The 14,154-nt window shown below is 69.9% G+C and carries 13 protein-coding genes; 8 read left to right on the plus strand and 5 right to left on the minus strand.

Features of this window, described 5'->3' with window-relative positions:
- Nucleotides 1-25: 25 nt before the first annotated feature.
- Nucleotides 26-502, minus strand: coding sequence for a DoxX family protein (locus DEO23_RS00070; RefSeq protein ID WP_109273985.1), 477 nt, complete (start codon nucleotides 500-502; stop codon nucleotides 26-28).
- 146 nt (nucleotides 503-648) lie between these two features.
- On the opposite strand from DEO23_RS00070, the gene DEO23_RS00075 reads away from it, so the two are divergent.
- The 3 genes from DEO23_RS00075 to DEO23_RS00085 all read left to right on the plus strand — a co-directional run bounded on the left by DEO23_RS00075 (nucleotide 649) and on the right by DEO23_RS00085 (nucleotide 3,730).
- Entirely contained in the window at nucleotides 649-1,299 is a 651-nt protein-coding gene (locus DEO23_RS00075) for a TetR/AcrR family transcriptional regulator (protein ID WP_109273986.1), read from the plus strand.
- A gap of 130 nt (nucleotides 1,300-1,429) precedes the next feature.
- Nucleotides 1,430-2,866, plus strand: coding sequence for an MFS transporter (locus DEO23_RS00080; RefSeq protein ID WP_165831671.1), 1,437 nt, complete (start codon nucleotides 1,430-1,432; stop codon nucleotides 2,864-2,866).
- Between the two features lie 75 nt (nucleotides 2,867-2,941).
- Nucleotides 2,942-3,730, plus strand: coding sequence for an SDR family NAD(P)-dependent oxidoreductase (locus DEO23_RS00085; RefSeq protein WP_109273988.1), 789 nt, complete (start codon nucleotides 2,942-2,944; stop codon nucleotides 3,728-3,730).
- 58 nt (nucleotides 3,731-3,788) lie between these two features.
- On the opposite strand, the gene DEO23_RS00090 is transcribed toward DEO23_RS00085, so the two are convergent.
- Complete coding sequence (locus DEO23_RS00090) at nucleotides 3,789-4,670, minus strand: LysR family transcriptional regulator (RefSeq protein ID WP_165831672.1); 882 nt, start codon at nucleotides 4,668-4,670, stop codon at nucleotides 3,789-3,791.
- Between the two features lie 143 nt (nucleotides 4,671-4,813).
- On the opposite strand from DEO23_RS00090, the gene DEO23_RS00095 reads away from it, so the two are divergent.
- Nucleotides 4,814-5,161, plus strand: a complete 348-nt coding sequence (locus DEO23_RS00095; RefSeq protein ID WP_109273990.1) for a nuclear transport factor 2 family protein — start codon at nucleotides 4,814-4,816, stop codon at nucleotides 5,159-5,161.
- Between the two features lie 12 nt (nucleotides 5,162-5,173).
- Here the strand turns inward: DEO23_RS00095 and DEO23_RS00100 are convergent, their stop codons facing one another.
- Nucleotides 5,174-6,157, minus strand: coding sequence for a C-terminal binding protein (locus tag DEO23_RS00100; protein WP_109273991.1), 984 nt, complete (start codon nucleotides 6,155-6,157; stop codon nucleotides 5,174-5,176).
- A gap of 155 nt (nucleotides 6,158-6,312) precedes the next feature.
- On the opposite strand from DEO23_RS00100, the gene DEO23_RS00105 reads away from it, so the two are divergent.
- Complete coding sequence (locus DEO23_RS00105) at nucleotides 6,313-7,611, plus strand: prolyl oligopeptidase family serine peptidase (RefSeq protein ID WP_109273992.1); 1,299 nt, start codon at nucleotides 6,313-6,315, stop codon at nucleotides 7,609-7,611.
- A 49-nt stretch (nucleotides 7,612-7,660) separates the two neighbouring features.
- Here DEO23_RS00105 and DEO23_RS00110 read toward each other — a convergent pair whose 3' ends face one another.
- Both DEO23_RS00110 and arfA read right to left on the minus strand, forming a co-directional pair.
- On the minus strand, nucleotides 7,661-8,905 hold the full coding sequence (locus tag DEO23_RS00110) for a sialidase family protein (protein ID WP_109273993.1): 1,245 nt from the start codon (nucleotides 8,903-8,905) through the stop codon (nucleotides 7,661-7,663).
- Nucleotides 8,906-9,048: 143 nt separating this feature from the next.
- Nucleotides 9,049-10,575 (minus strand): arabinosylfuranosidase ArfA, encoded by a 1,527-nt coding sequence (gene arfA / locus DEO23_RS00115; protein ID WP_109273994.1) that lies wholly within the window; start codon nucleotides 10,573-10,575, stop codon nucleotides 9,049-9,051.
- A gap of 309 nt (nucleotides 10,576-10,884) precedes the next feature.
- Here arfA and DEO23_RS00120 point away from each other — a divergent pair, with 309 nt between their 5' ends.
- From DEO23_RS00120 to DEO23_RS00130, 3 genes are read left to right on the plus strand one after another with little or no spacing between them, the layout of a single operon-like run.
- Nucleotides 10,885-12,231 carry an ABC transporter substrate-binding protein gene (locus DEO23_RS00120; RefSeq protein ID WP_109273995.1) on the plus strand — a complete coding sequence of 449 codons (1,347 nt, stop codon included), beginning with the start codon at nucleotides 10,885-10,887 and terminating at the stop codon, nucleotides 12,229-12,231.
- A complete protein-coding gene (locus DEO23_RS00125; protein WP_109273996.1) occupies nucleotides 12,231-13,217 on the plus strand; it encodes a carbohydrate ABC transporter permease in 987 nt (328 codons plus the stop codon). Before DEO23_RS00120 ends, DEO23_RS00125 begins: the two co-directional genes overlap by 1 nt.
- 11 nt (nucleotides 13,218-13,228) lie before the next feature.
- Complete coding sequence (locus tag DEO23_RS00130; protein ID WP_109273997.1) at nucleotides 13,229-14,152, plus strand: carbohydrate ABC transporter permease; 924 nt, start codon at nucleotides 13,229-13,231, stop codon at nucleotides 14,150-14,152.
- Nucleotides 14,153-14,154: the final 2 nt, after the last annotated feature.

Below are 14,154 nucleotides of genomic sequence, written 5' to 3' on the forward strand. Positions count from 1 at the left end.
GCGCGGTCCGGGTCAGCAGGGGATCTCAGGAACTGGAGGGGTGCACGCGGCGAGCCGCGCCGCGTGACCGACGCCCGCCCAGGGTGCCTGCGACGGCGCCGAGGAAGATCCCCTGCAGCACGGTGCGCGGGACCAGCCGATCCCACCACGGCAGATCGCTGCCGTGCAGAGCGAGGTGCACGTTCGCCGGGAACATGGCGATCAGCAGCAGGCCCAGGCCACCGGCCGACCACGGTGCGAGCCGTCGGTGCAGGAGGCCCAGCGCCCCGAGAAGTTCGAGCACGCCGGTGACCGTCACGGTCTGCTCGGGGAAGGGGATCTGATCAGGAACCATCTCGACCATCTGCTCGCGCTTCCCGACGAAGTGCACGGTGCCGGTGAGCAGGAACATCGCGCAGACCCCCGCGCGCAGTGCGAGCACCGCCGGGTGGGGGTGGCCTCTGTGCTTCGCGATGCGCCATGCGGCGCCGGTGGTCACGGACAGGACGAACAGGGGTTCCATGTCGCTACCTCTTCGGAGCTGGGAGCAGCACGCGGCAGGGTCGACGCGGCAGGCGGACCCGACAGTTTTTGACACTGTCAAGTCCCGCGCGTCGAGCCTAGACGGGCGACTTGACAGTGTCAACAACAGAGCGGGACAGTGGTCGTATGGATCCATCAGACGACGTCCGCCCCGGGGGCACGTCCCCGGCGTCGCGAGCGGGACGGGAGGCCGGTGAGCCCGCGGTCGACCTGCGCACAGCTCTCCTCGACGCTGCCGCGGAGGAGCTCACGGCACACGGCCCCGAGGGCATGGGACTGCGCGCGATCGCTCGTCGGGCGGGGGTCTCGCACGCGGCTCCCGGCTACGTGTTCGGAGGCATGCAGGGCATGCGGACGGCGCTCGCCGCGCGGGGATTCACGCTCCTCGCCGAGCGGCTCGAGGGCGCGAGGGCTGCGGGGCGCGACGAAAAGGACGCAGGCCCGGAGCGGGACGTCGGCCCGGCCGCGGAGGCCTCCCCGCTCGGACGCCTCGGGGAGTCCTATGTCCACTTCGCCGCGCAGGAGCCGGGACTTTTCGCGCTCATGTTCCGAACGGCGCGCCTCGACGGCCAGGACGAGGCCCTGCGGGCCGCGCAGCAACGAGCCCTCGCGCCCTTGGCCGCGCATGCGGACACACCGCTGCGCAAGGTCATGATCTGGTCGCTGGCCCATGGCGCAGCCGTCCTCGAGAGCGAGGGGCAGCTCGCGCCGTCCCTTCCCGGGGAGGATCCCGCCGGACAGGTCGTGCGCTCGTTCGCGCAGGTCCTCGGGGAGTGAGGGAGCGGCACCGGCTGTCCAGAACCGGCGCCACCGCTTGACGTGCCGTCCCGTACCGCGGTCCCATGACTCCCGGTATTCGACTCCGGGACTCTCCGCCCCGGCACGACGACGTGGAAATGGGGCAGCGATGGACGCTTCGCGCTTGCGGGAACTCTCCGACCTGGCGACGGTGAGGCTGCAGAACAAGCCCGGGACCGGGTCCTCGACCCGGGGCGGATGGATGATGATCTCGACGATCCTCATCGAGGCCTGGGACCTCTACGCGATCTCCTTCCTGCTGATCTTCATCAAGAACGAGTACGACCCCACGCCCGTCCAGCTGGGTCTCGCCACCGCAGCGGTGCAGGGCGGTGCGCTGATCGGGGCGTTGCTCGGCGGGTTCGTCGCCGACCGCCTGGGACGCAAGAAGGTCTTCCTGCTGACGATGGCGCTGTTCATCGTCCTCGCGATCGCGCAGGGCTTCTCCCAGAACATCTGGGACCTCATCATCATCCGGTTCCTGATCGGCATACCGCTGGGCAGTGACATCTCCAACGGGTACGCCTACATCATGGAGTCGATGCCCAAGGGCAAGCGCGAGCAGATGGGCAGCCGCTGGCAGTTCATGTTCGGCCTGGGCGAGGTGGCCGCGATCGTCATCGTGACGATCATGTACGCCACCGGGATGCCCCACGACATCCTCTGGCGGGTGGGCCTCGCCCTCGGCGCGATCCCCGCGATCATCCTGCTGATCTCGCGGGTGAACCTTCCGGAGACCCCTCTCTCGCTCGTCCAGCGCGGCCGATTCCGCCAGGCCAAGGAGTCCTCGAGGAAGTTGTTCGGCGACGAGCTGGAGATGCTCCCCGACGAGGACGTGCAGATGGAGCGCGTGAAGGTCGGCGACTTCCTCAAGGTCATGTGGGCCGACCCGACCAAGAAGCGCGCCACCATCTTCGGCTGGATCTCCAACGCCATGCAGGGCGCGGAGTTCACCGCCTTCGGCTTCTACCTGCCCGTGATCCTCGTGGTCGCCGGCGTCGGCGTCTCCACCAGCGGGGACGGCACCGAGAACTACATCGGCACCAACCTGATCACCGCCCTCATCTACTGCGTCGCGACGGTCTCGGGCTTCACGGCGCCGATCGTGCTGCCCAAGCTCGGGCACAAGGGGTTGGCGATGGCCGGCTACGGGATGGCGTTCGTCGGCCTGATCGCCGGCGCCCTCGCGCTCGGGGCCGACATCAAGCCGCTGATCGTGATCGCCGCGCTCGTCCTCATGTGGGGCCACTACTGGGACGCCTCGAACGGGATGACGATCGTGTCGATGGTCGCCCCGCCGCGGTTCAAGGGCACCGCCTCGGGCTTCGGCTACGTGTTCGTCAAGGGCGCCTCGTTCTTCGGCGCCTTCGTCTTCCCGATCATGACCGAGGCCTGGGGCCCCGTCGGCGCGACGCTCGCCGTCTCCGTGCTCTCCCTGATCGGGTTCCTCTCGGCCAAGTTCATCCTCCCCGAGGTCTACGGCTACGTGGAGTCCGAGACGGTGCAGCTGCAGGAGAAGGCGCTGAAGGGCGGACCCGGCGCCTGAGGGGCCGACGCGACGCACCGATCGACGCCACTGACAACCCGACACCATCAGCCGACAGCACGAGGAGAGGACACCATGCCCGTTCCCGCCTACCCCGCGAGCGACTTCCCCGAGCGGCCGACGGCCATCGTCACCGGCGCCGCCTCCGAGCGCGGCATCGGCCGCGCGACCGCGCTGCGCCTGGCGCGCGACGGCTGGGCGGTCGCCGTGCTCGACCTCGACGGCGCGGCGAGCGAGGCCGTCGCCTCCGAGATCGCCGAGCAGACCGGCGCGCCCACGCTCGGGCTGGGCGTCGACATCGCCGACGAACAGGCGGTGATCGACGCGGTCGCCCGGGTCGACGCGGAGCTGCCCCAGCTGGTGGGGCTGGTCAACAACGCCGGGATCTCCTCACCCACACCTTTCACCGAGGTCGGCACCGAGGAGTGGAAGCGCGTGTTCGACGTCAACGTCCACGGCACCTACTTCGTGACCCGCGAGGCCGTGAGGGCGTTCCGCCGTCACAGCCTGGGGCGGATCGTGAACGTCTCGAGCGCCTCGGCCGAGCGCGGCGGAGGCGTCTACGGGCGCGCCGCCTACTCGGGCTCGAAGGCCGCTCTGCTGGGCATGGCACGCACCTGGGCCCGCGAGCTCGGCGAGTACGGCATCACCGCGAACTGCGTGGCCCCCGGATCGATCGACACCGACATCATGGGCGGACGCCTGAGCGACGAGCGCAAGACCTTCCTGCTCCAGGAGCTGCCCGTCGGCCGGGTCGGCACCGTCGAGGACGTCGCGGGTGGCATCGCCTACCTGCTGGGCCGCGACGGCGGCTACCTCACCGGCGTCACCCTCGACATCAATGGCGGTTCGCACATCGCGTGAGGCGGGGCGCCTCGGCGTCGGGCGGCCACCACCGTTCGACGCCGCTCGACGCGGGAGGTCAGGTCCCGAGCGCGTCCAGCAGCATCTCGAGCAGACCGGACGTCGCGGTCGACGGAGTCGGCCGATGGGCGAGGCTCAGACTCGACGAGGCGCTGCCCGACAGTGGTGACACCGTGATGCCCTCAGGTGGCGGCTCGACCATTCCTGCAGCGAGGATGCCTGTCCCGGCGCCCTTCCTGACCAGGTCGATGACCATCGCACCGGAGTTGGCCTCGAAGGTAGGGCGCAGTGGGATGCCCGCCGCTCGAGTCGTCCGGTCGAGAGCAGCACGTGCTCCGGTTCCCGGAGGGAGCGTGATGACGCGAGCGTCCTTGAGGTCTGCCGGCCGGACGGGCTCGCCGCGAAGACCTTCCTGGTCCGGGCTGTCCGGACGCAGGACCACGAGCGGTCCGTCGACGAGGAGCGTCCCGGTGAGGTCGGCCGGGAAGGGCCCGGCGTGGCCGACCAGGGCCAGGTCGAGACGGCCGGCTCGGAGGCCCTCGAGCAGTCCGTCCGAGGCGCCCTCGCCGTAGGAGAGGGCCACGCCGGGGTGGCGCGCGACGAAGCCGGCGATGCCCGTGGACAGCCAGGGCATCTCGCAGCCGACGACCGCGCCGATTCGCACGGTCCCTATGAGCTGCCCGGAGAGCTCGTGCGCCGTCTCGGAGATGCCGTCCAGAGCGCGCAGCGCGTCCCGCGAACGGGAGATGAGGCGCTCTCCCGCCGCGGTGGGGATCGCACCGTGGCGGCCGCGGTCGAACAGCCTGTGCCCGAGCTCCCTCTCGAGCTTGGCGATCTGGGTACTCAGGGCCGACTGGCTGACCCGGGCACGCCGGGCTGCCGCCGTGAACGACGCCTCACGCGCCACGAGCTCGACGTAGCGAAGCTGATGGATCTCCATGCCTCGAGCATAAGTGCGCGAGATGGAACTCATGCCGAGAATGTGTTGGACAGATGGAAGCGCGGGGGCTGAGGCTGGAAGCACAGGGGCGCGAGATGACGCCCGACGGCCACGGGGCGCCGCACCCGGACGAGGAGTGAGCCATGAGCACGCCACGCGAGATCGCCGAGATGTACTTCGAGTGCTGGAGGACCGCGGACTTCGAACCCCTGCGCGAGCACCTCCATCCCGAGGTCACCTTCGATGGGACCCTCGGCAGCACCCGCGGTCCCGAGGAGTTCATCGAAGGCGTCACCGGCCTCGCCCGAGCCACCGAGGACCTCGAGATCCGGGCTCGTCTCGCCGATGACTCCGACGTGATGACATGGTTCCGTCTCGTCGTCGGGGGAGGGGAGACCGAGGTCGTGAACTGGGCCCATGTGGAGCACGGACTGCTGCGGGCGGTGAGGGTGACGTTCGATCCTCGGCCCCTGCTGGGCGACGGCGGATGAGCGTCGCGCCGGTCAGCCGGTGAGGACCCCCGGGTTGACCACGTGCGGCGGGGTCTCACCCCGGCAGGCGGTGACCATCGCCTCGGTGATCCGGCGCTTGAGCTCGGTCTCCGACTCCTCGGAGTACCAGGACGCGTGCGGGGTGAGCACGAGGTTCTCCTCGTTCAGCAGCGGTGACCCGGCAGGGATCGGTTCGGTCTCGAACACGTCGAGGGCGGCCGAGCGCGGACGACCGGTGCCCAGCGCCGCCAGCAGCGCCTCGGTGTCGACGACACCACCGCGGCAGGTGTTCACGAGCATCGCCCCGCTGCGCATCCGGGCCAGCGCCGCGGCATCGATCAGGTGATGGGTGCCGGCGGTGAGCGGGACGTGCAGGGAGATGACGTCGCTGCCCTCGAGCAGGTCCTCGAAGGGGACGACCGGCGTGCCGTCGTCGGTGGAGCTGCCGACCTCGAGCATCGGATCGGAACCGATCACCGTGAACCCGAGGGCGCGCGCCTTCTGCGCGGTCGCCCGGCCGATGCGTCCGAGCCCGACGACGCCGAAGGTCTGCTCGCGGACCCGGTGCAAGGGCTTGATCGCGGCGAGACCGTACTGTCCGGCGCGCAGCCGGCGATCCAGCTGCGCGGTGCCCCGCACCAGGGTGAGCGCGAGCGCGATCGCATGGTCCGAGACGTCCTCGATGGAGTAGTCGGGCACGTTGCAGACCGGGACGCCGTGGGCGGTCGCCGCCTCCAGATCGACCGTGTCGACCCCGACCCCGTAGCGGCCGACGGCCCGCAGACCCGGCAGGGCCTCGAGCACGCGGTCGGTGATCGGCGCGTACTGGACGAGGATCGCGTCGGCCCCTTGCGCCGCCGCGATCACCTCGTCCTCCGTGGTGGCCTGCGCCTTCACCAGCTCTATCCCGGCGGCGCCGGCGACCTCCTGCTCCACGACGAAGGACTCCTGATCGCAGTCGACGATGGTGATGCGCTGGCGCTGATGGTTCTCCATGGGCTCCTCACTGATCCGTGCACCGGTGGGCCGGTGGCCGTGGGCGGAAGGGGGTGGACCTCCCTTGACGGAGACAGGGGCGCTCCCTACTCTTCGGAGGCGTGGCACGGGTCACCCTACGTGCCGCTCCAGGTGCACTGAACAAGGGAGTTCCCATGAGCACCACCCTGCCCCGACGGACCCTCCTCACGACAGGAGCCGCAGGCACCGCCCTCGGCACCCTCGCGATCCTCACCGACCCTCCCGCGCACGCGGAGCAGAACGATCGACCACGTTCTCGGGCCCGCTTCGACCTCGACGCCGAGGTGCTCGACGGAGGCGAACAGGTCGTCTCCCTGACGATCCGCTCGAGCCGCCTCGAGGCCGTCCGGCACACCTCTCTGAGCACCGACACGTTCTCGGTCCATGTGCGCGCGACCAGCCCTCTGGACGGCAGCCTCGCCTACGAGCAGGACCGGGCCGTCACCTCCGCACGTTGGGACGGGAGCAGGAGCATCGTGCTCGGACTCGAGCACGGGGAAGGCGTCGAGGGCGCCTCGACCCTCCTCTACACCCAGGACCGCAACGTCTTGCTCGACCTCGAGTACACGATCACCCAGGACCAGCCGCTCGCCACCACCGAGCGCGGGACCCGGGGCCCCGTGGTGCTCGACTCGTTCGTGCAGGGCGACCTCCGCGACCCGGAGGTCGACTCCTTCACGCACCACCAGGTCAGGGGTGGCCTGAAGTACCGGCTCTTCACCCCGTCCCCGGGCGCTGGACCGGGACGCAGGAACGGCGGAGGGAGGCCGCGCGGGCGCAGGCCGCTCGTGGTCTGGCTGCACGGGGTCGGGGAGGGCCGCCTGCACACCCCCGAGCACGACTACTACGACAACGAGACCACGCTGCGCGCGAACCGCGGCGCCCTCGGGTTCGCCACGGCCCGGGCCCAGGCGATCTTCGGCGGCGCGTACGTGGTCGCGCCCCAGTCGACCAGCAAGTGGATGGCCGACGGAGACGGCTTCGCGCCGATGATCCAGGCAGTCATCGACGAGGTGGTCTCGCGCGAACGGATCGATACGGACAGGATCCACGTCGTGGGCTGCTCGAACGGCGGATACATGACGCTCAAAATGGTGGCGGAGAATCCGCGGGAGTTCGCCTCCCAGGTGCCGATCTGCTCCGCCGTCAGCGAGCCGGGGGACACCTACTACCTGAGCGACAGGACGATCCGGGCGATGCGGTCCACGCCGACATGGCTGGTGGCCGCGGAGACCGACACGTCCCTGGACCCGTACCGGAATACCGTGCGCTTCCACGAGCTGATCGACGGCTCGATCATGTCGCTCTACCCGACGGTCGAGTGGGACGGCTACGAGTACCCCGGCCACTGGTCGTGGATCTACGTCGCGCGCAACGACCCCGCGAAGAGCGGCCGCCACATCTGGCAGTGGATGGCGGACCAGCGACGCTGAGCGCTCGAGGCACGCAGGTGCTGACGGCTCGTCGCTGCGCGCCGGGCCGTCAGCCCAGCGACCCGTACTGCGCCCGGCAGGTGCCGGTCTCATCGGGCGCCGTCGTGATCTCCAGCAGGTGCCCGGAGTCCGTGCGCACGAAGGTGGGCGAGTAGTTCGGGCACGGGGAGTCGTCGGGGTCCGCCACCGGGGCCGGGACGGGCTCGCTGACCCAGGAGATGTCACCGGTCAGCGTCGCGTTCTTCGTACGCAGCGCGACCTTGCCGTTCTGGGCGGAGATCGCGCCGTCGGTCGTGTAGTGCATCTGGGACCCCAGGATCACCGAGTCGTCCTCGTCGAGGGTCAGGGTCGGAGTGTGGCGCGGCTCGGTGCCGTCGGTGGCGACGATCGCGGTGTCGCGAGCGGTGACCGCTCCCCAGTCGCGAGGGTCGTCGGCCGTGCGGACGAAGCTGCGGCACAGGTCCCCCGCGGAGCCCCCGCAGACCTCGTAGCTCATGGCCCACCGGCCGTCGGCGAGGCGGCGGACGTTGGGCATCCCCGGGCGGGAGGTCGGGTCCTCGAGCTCGATCACCGGGACCGGATCTGTCCAGGTCAGGCCGTCGGCCGAGGTCTGCAGGACGATCTTCTGGGAGTGGTTCACCCCGTCGGTCTCGTCGCAGAAGAAGATCACGAGTGTGCCGTCGTCGGCGACCGCGAACTCGGGCTCCCAGAGGCCACCGCCGTTCGTGGCGGAATGGGTGATCGCGATGCGCTCCCACGTGCGCCCCAGGTCAGTGCTGGACCAGACGCGGATCGTCATCCGACGACCGTCCGCGCCACCCAGGTCCGCGCCGACCGAGGAGCTCCACAGCAGGGTGCCCTCCGGCAGGTCGCCGATCGCGCGTGGCAGCTCGTAGAGCGTCGCGCAGCACAGACCTTCCCCTCCGGTGGTCGCCTCGTCGGAGACGCTGCCGACCTGCGTGAACATCGCCCCGCCGTCGGTCGACTCGAGGATCGCGCCGGAGCCCTCGGAGTTGTCCGCGCCGCCGAACGTGACGACCGAGGCGAGCAGGCGGTCGTCCGCCTCGCCGTTGTGGGCCAGGCGGATCACGCGAGGGTAGAAGCCGAGTCCGTCCAGCAGGTTCTGGGGCGGGCGGTCCTCGGCGGTGGGGCTGACGCCCGTCGGGGCGGCGCCGGCGGGGGAGGTGCCGGAGGCGGCGGGGGAGCCCTCGGCGGAGGCGGGGCCCGCGATGCCGGCGGCCGCGGTGCCGGTCAGCGCGGCGGTCAGTGCGGTGGTCAGGGTGCGTCGCTTCATGGTGATCACGTCCTCGGGATCGGGGTGGGGTGCTCGGGGTGTGGGAGTGGTCGAGCTGGGGTGTCGCGCGGCCGGGGTGGGTGGCCCGGCGGGTGAGGAGGGGGAGAGGTGGTATGGCGTGCACAGGGATCCTGGTCTGCGGGTCAGCCCCTCCTCTCGAGGCGGATCATCGCCCAGCTGATCGGGGGCAGAGATGCCGAGAGGCGCGCATCCTCGAGGTGAACGTCCTCGAAGGCGCGGGGGACGACCCGGTCGGGGCGGCCGGCCGTGTTCACGACGTCGGGGTCCTTCTCGTTAAGGAGCGCGGCCTCGATGACGGTGAGAGGGGTCCCGTTACCGAACGCGAGGAGCGGCACCCCGAGGTCGACCACGTCGTCGGCCGAGCGGTTCACGGCGAAGACCGTGAGCGCGCCGCCGTCCGCGTCCCAGGTGGCCACGGCGTCCAGCACCGCGCTGTCGCCGTACTTCCGGGTGGGCGTGGTCGGGGAGTCGATGTCGAGCTGCAGCACCTGACCGCGGGCGTGCCGTGAGGTCAGCGCGAAGGGGTGGAAGATGCTCTGGCGCCACGCCCGGCCACCGGGCTCGGTGCGGATCGGCGCGAGCACGTTGACCAGCTGGGCCTGCGAGGCCGAGGCCACCCGATCGGTGTGCCGCAACAGGCTGATCAGCAACGAGCCGACGACCACGGCGTCCTGTGCGGAGTAGGTGGACTCGGCGAAGCGCGGGGCGACCGGCCAGTCGTCCCCGCTCGGCTCGGTGCCGCTGTCCCCGCGCGCGGCCACGACGTTCCACTCGTCGAAGCTGATCATGACGTGCTTGTCATCGCCCTTCAGCGCTCGCACGTGGTCGCTGGTGGCGACGACGGCGTCGATGTAGGCGTCCATGTCGTCCGCCGAGGCGAGGTACGAGGCGCGGTCCTCGCCCTCCTGGCGGTAGTACACGTGCGCCGAGAGCATGTCGATCGCGTCGTAGCCGGCCTCGAGGACCGCCTGCTCCCACGACCCGAAGGTGGGCATCGCCGAATGGGAGGAACCGCAGGCCACGAGTTCGAGGTCGGGATCGGCACGGCGCATCGCCCGTGCGGTCTCCGCCGCCAGCACGCCGTAGTCGCGGGCGGGCACGTGGCCCAGCTGCCAGGGCCCGTCCATCTCGTTGCCCAAGCACCACATGCGCACGTCGTACGGCTCCGGATGCCCGTTCAGGGCGCGATGATCCGCGAGGTCCGTGCCGACCTCGCCGTTGGCGTACTCGAGGACGTCCAGCGCCTCCTGCGTGCCGCGCGTCCCCAGGTTCACGGCGTACATCGGCTCGACATCGGCCGCATCGCACCAGGTCATGAACTCGTCGAGGCCGAAGGTGTTGGGTTCGGTCGAGTGCCAGGCGAGGTCGCGTCGCACCGGGCGGTCCTCGAGCGGGCCCACGCCGTCCTCCCAGCGGTAGCCGGAGACGAAGTTCCCGCCCGGGTAGCGCACGCTGCTCACGCCGAGCTCGCGCACCAGCTCGAGCACGTCGGTGCGCAGACCGTCGGCGTCGGCCGACGGGTGCCCCGGTTCGAAGACGCCGGTGTGGACGCAGCGGGCCATGTGCTCGACGAAGCTGCCGAAGGTGCGGCGGCGCACGGGGGCGACGACGAGGTGGGGGTGCAGGTGCGCGGCGGCGTGCAGGGTCATGTCCGACTCCTCCGGCCGCGGATCGCGCGACCCCTTCGACCCCGGGGCCGGTCCCCAGGTGGCCGAGGGCGCCTCCGCGCGCCGATGCTTGCCGACTCTAGTTCAACGATGTACCTTGTGCCACACCTCACAAGAAACCGGTGGTGGGGGCGGGCGTCGGCCGATGGGGGTCGGCGTGCGGGCAGTGGGGCGAGCACCTCGTGAGATCTCGGTCGGGACCGGTCGCTGTGGACCTGTCGACCCGGGGAGGTGACCGCCCGACGACGGTGGTCCCCGCGCTCCCGGACTCTCGAGGACGAGACAGATCGGATGAGGATGAGACGACGACGTTTTCTCCGCGGTGCCCTGGGCGCTGCCGGCGCCGCCGCAGCGGCGAGCGCTGCAGGAGGCTGCGGCAACCTGCACTCCTCCGACCCCGACGTGCTGACCTTCATGTTCCGTGGTTCCACGGAGGAGCGCGACGTGTTCGCCAAGGCCGTCGAGCTGTTCACGAAGAAGACCGGGCACCGGGTCGATCTGATCTCCACCAGCGCCGACCAGTACGCGACCAAGCTGCAGACGGCGATCCTGGGCAACTCCACGCCCGACGTCTTCTACCTGGAGCCGCCGCGCACGATGGCCTACGTGACCAACGGCGTGCTCGCCGACATCAGCGAGTACGTGGACGCGACCGACCTACCCGTCGACGACGTCTGGCCCGGCGGCATGAACCTCTACCGCTTCGACGGCGAGCAGATCGGCAAGGGCCCGCTGTACGCGATGCCCAAGGACGTCGGCCCCTTCTCCTTCGGGTACAACAAGACCCTCTTCGAGAAGCTCGGCGTCGAGCCGCCCGATCCCGACGTCCCTCTCAGCTGGGAGGAGTTCCTGGACCGCTGCAAGGACCTCACCCGAGAACGCGACGGGAAGCCCGTCTCCTGGGGCACCTCGGTGAACATCGGCGCCGAGCTGCACTCCTATGCATGGTCCAACGGGGCCGACTGGGTCGATCCCACCGCCCGCACCGTCACCGTGGACACCCCCGAGTTCGCCGAGGCGTTGCAGTACGTCGTGGATCTGCGCGAGAAGCACGAGGTCACGCCCTCGATCAACGAGACCGAAGGGCTGGACGGATACCAGCGCTGGCTGCGCGGCCAGATCGGCTTCTTCCCCGTCGCGCCCTGGGACCTGACGCTGTATCGCACCCTCGACTTCGAGTTCGACCTGTGCCCCTACCCGGCGGGGAAGAGCGGCGAGTCGGCGACGAACATCGGGTCGCTGGGCATCGGCGTCTCCTCGAAGAGCCGCCGGCCCGACCGTGCCGCGCAGCTGGCGATGTTCCTCTCCTGCGACCCCGACGCGCAGGACATCATCGTCGGCCAGGGTCAGACCATCCCCAACACTCGCACCCGGGCGAAGGAATGGGTCAAGGACACCTCGATCGAGCCGCAGAACAAGCAGGAATACGTCGACATCGTCGAGGACTACGGGCGCTTCGTCCCCAACGCCCGGACCTACACCCCCGAATGGCTCGACACCTTCTTCACCAACATCCAACCGGTGGTCGAGGGCCGCGCCGACGTCGGCGAGTACCTCAGCTCCACGCAGGCGACCATGCAGTCGTTCCTGGACGAGGGATACGACCAGCTCCGCATCGACCAGGAAGCGAACTCCTGATGAGCGCCGCCAGCACCTCACCTCCCACCACCGTGGAGCGGCCCGCGAACGTCGGGGCCCGCGCCGGCACGGGCGCGGATCGACGGGCGACCCGACGCCCCGGCCGTGGCCGCCTCACCCGCCCCGAACGGTTCTGGGGCCGGATCTTCATCGCCCCGCCGGTGCTCGGCTTCGCGCTGTTCGCCCTGGCCCCGCTGCTGTTCTCCTGCTACGCGGCGTTCACGAACTGGAACGGACTGTCCTCCCCGGTGTTCGCCGGGCTGACGAACTTCCGCACCATGGCCGCGGACCCGCAGTTCTGGCAATCGCTGTGGAACACCGTGGTGATGATGATCGGGATCCCGATCGGGCTGGCGATCTCCCTCGCCCTCGCCATCGCCCTGAACCGGCGGATGCCCGGCCGGGCGGCCTTCCGCGTCATCTACTACCTGCCCGGCGTCTCCTCGGTCGCCGCCATCTCGATCCTCTGGCAGTGGGCGCTGAACGGCGACTTCGGCCTGGTCAACGAGCTGCTGGGCATGGTGGGGATCGACGGGCCGAACTGGCTCGTGGAGAAGCAGTGGGTCAAGCCCGCGCTGATCCTGATGGGTGTGTGGAAGGGACTGGGCTTCTCGACCCTGCTCTACCTCGCGGCCCTGCAGTCGGTGCCGCGGAACCTGCTGGAGGCCGCGATGCTCGACGGCGCCGGGGCCTGGCGGCGCTTCCGCCACGTCACCGCGCCGATGCTCAGCCCCGTCACGTTCTTCCTCGTGGTCACCGGGATCATCGGCGGCGCGCAGATGTTCGCGGAGGTCAACATCATGACCCCCACCGGCGGCCCCGAGTTCGGCTCCGCCACGATCGTCTGGTACATCTGGCAGCAGGGCTTCCAGAACCTCCAGCTCGGGTACGCCACGGCGATGTCGCTCGTGCTGGGAGCGCTGATCTTCCTGGTCACGGCCATCCAGTTCTACCTGAACTCCCGCAACGTCTTCACGGTGGAATGAGGAGGCCCGTCATGGCTACCACCAGTGCCGTCCCCACCGCGCCGCTGCAGACCTCCGGCGTCGCGCCCGATGCCGTGCGCGGGCGCCGCAAGCGCAGCGACCGCCGCTTCCAGAGCCCCGCCGACGTCGTCGTCTTCATCGTGCTGTGCCTGGGCGCGTTCACGATGCTGCTGCCGCTGGTGTGGATGCTCTCGACCTCGCTGAAGACGCAGGAGAACGTCTTCGCCCTGCCCCCGCAGTGGATCCCGCGTCCCGCCGAGTGGTCGAACTACCTGCGGATCTGGGAGGCCGGCCCGCTGCTGCGCGGCATCGCGAACTCCGCGATCGTCTCCCTGACGGTGATCACCGTGGGCACGGTGACCTCGTGCTTCGCGGCCTACGCCTTCTCCAAGATGCGGATCCCCGGCAAGAACGCCCTGTTCCTCGCCCTGCTGGGCGGGATCATGATCCCGTTCCCGGCGCTCATGATCCCCACCTTCATGCTGTTCTCGAGCATCGGCTGGGTCGACACCCTGCTGCCGCTGATCGTGCCCGGCCTGTTCGGCAACCCGATGATGGTGTTCTTCCTGCGCCAGTACCTGATGAGCGTCCCGGACTCCCTCATAGAGGCGGCCGTGATCGACGGGGCGAACCATCCGCAGATCTTCTGGCGGATCGTGCTGCCGCTGATCCGCCCGGCGATCGCCGCACAGGTGATCCTGTGGTTCATGGGCACCTGGAACGACTACCTGGGGCCGATCATCTACCTGAACTCCGAGAACGTGCACACCCTCCAGCTGGTGATCGCGAACTTCAACGCGACCTACGCGGTGGAGACCGACTACCCGCTGATCATGGCCGCCTCGATCGTCGCCCTGATCCCCGTGCTCGCCGTCTTCCTGGTCTTCCAGCGCCAGATCATCGAGTCGATCGCGCTGACCGGCACCAAGGCCTGAGG

This window comes from Brachybacterium endophyticum (assembly GCF_003130585.1).
GTDB lineage: Bacteria > Actinomycetota > Actinomycetes > Actinomycetales > Dermabacteraceae > Brachybacterium > Brachybacterium endophyticum.

Bases quoted from the DNA above. Each gene is read 5' to 3' on its own strand.
- DEO23_RS00070 (WP_109273985.1), bottom strand. From the start codon at position 502: ATGGAACCCCTGTTCGTCCTGTCCGTGACCACCGGCGCCGCATGGCGC.
- arfA (WP_109273994.1), bottom strand. From the start codon at position 10,575: ATGACCCTGCACGCCGCCGCGCACCTGCACCCCCACCTCGTCGTCGCC.
- DEO23_RS00120 (WP_109273995.1), top strand. From the start codon at position 10,885: ATGAGGATGAGACGACGACGTTTTCTCCGCGGTGCCCTGGGCGCTGCC.
- DEO23_RS00105 (WP_109273992.1), top strand. From the start codon at position 6,313: ATGAGCACCACCCTGCCCCGACGGACCCTCCTCACGACAGGAGCCGCA.
- DEO23_RS00080 (WP_165831671.1), top strand. From the start codon at position 1,430: ATGGACGCTTCGCGCTTGCGGGAACTCTCCGACCTGGCGACGGTGAGG.
- DEO23_RS00090 (WP_165831672.1), bottom strand. From the start codon at position 4,670: ATGGAGATCCATCAGCTTCGCTACGTCGAGCTCGTGGCGCGTGAGGCG.
- DEO23_RS00095 (WP_109273990.1), top strand. From the start codon at position 4,814: ATGAGCACGCCACGCGAGATCGCCGAGATGTACTTCGAGTGCTGGAGG.
- DEO23_RS00085 (WP_109273988.1), top strand. From the start codon at position 2,942: ATGCCCGTTCCCGCCTACCCCGCGAGCGACTTCCCCGAGCGGCCGACG.
- DEO23_RS00130 (WP_109273997.1), top strand. From the start codon at position 13,229: ATGGCTACCACCAGTGCCGTCCCCACCGCGCCGCTGCAGACCTCCGGC.
- DEO23_RS00125 (WP_109273996.1), top strand. From the start codon at position 12,231: ATGAGCGCCGCCAGCACCTCACCTCCCACCACCGTGGAGCGGCCCGCG.
- DEO23_RS00100 (WP_109273991.1), bottom strand. From the start codon at position 6,157: ATGGAGAACCATCAGCGCCAGCGCATCACCATCGTCGACTGCGATCAG.
- DEO23_RS00110 (WP_109273993.1), bottom strand. From the start codon at position 8,905: ATGAAGCGACGCACCCTGACCACCGCACTGACCGCCGCGCTGACCGGC.
- DEO23_RS00075 (WP_109273986.1), top strand. From the start codon at position 649: ATGGATCCATCAGACGACGTCCGCCCCGGGGGCACGTCCCCGGCGTCG.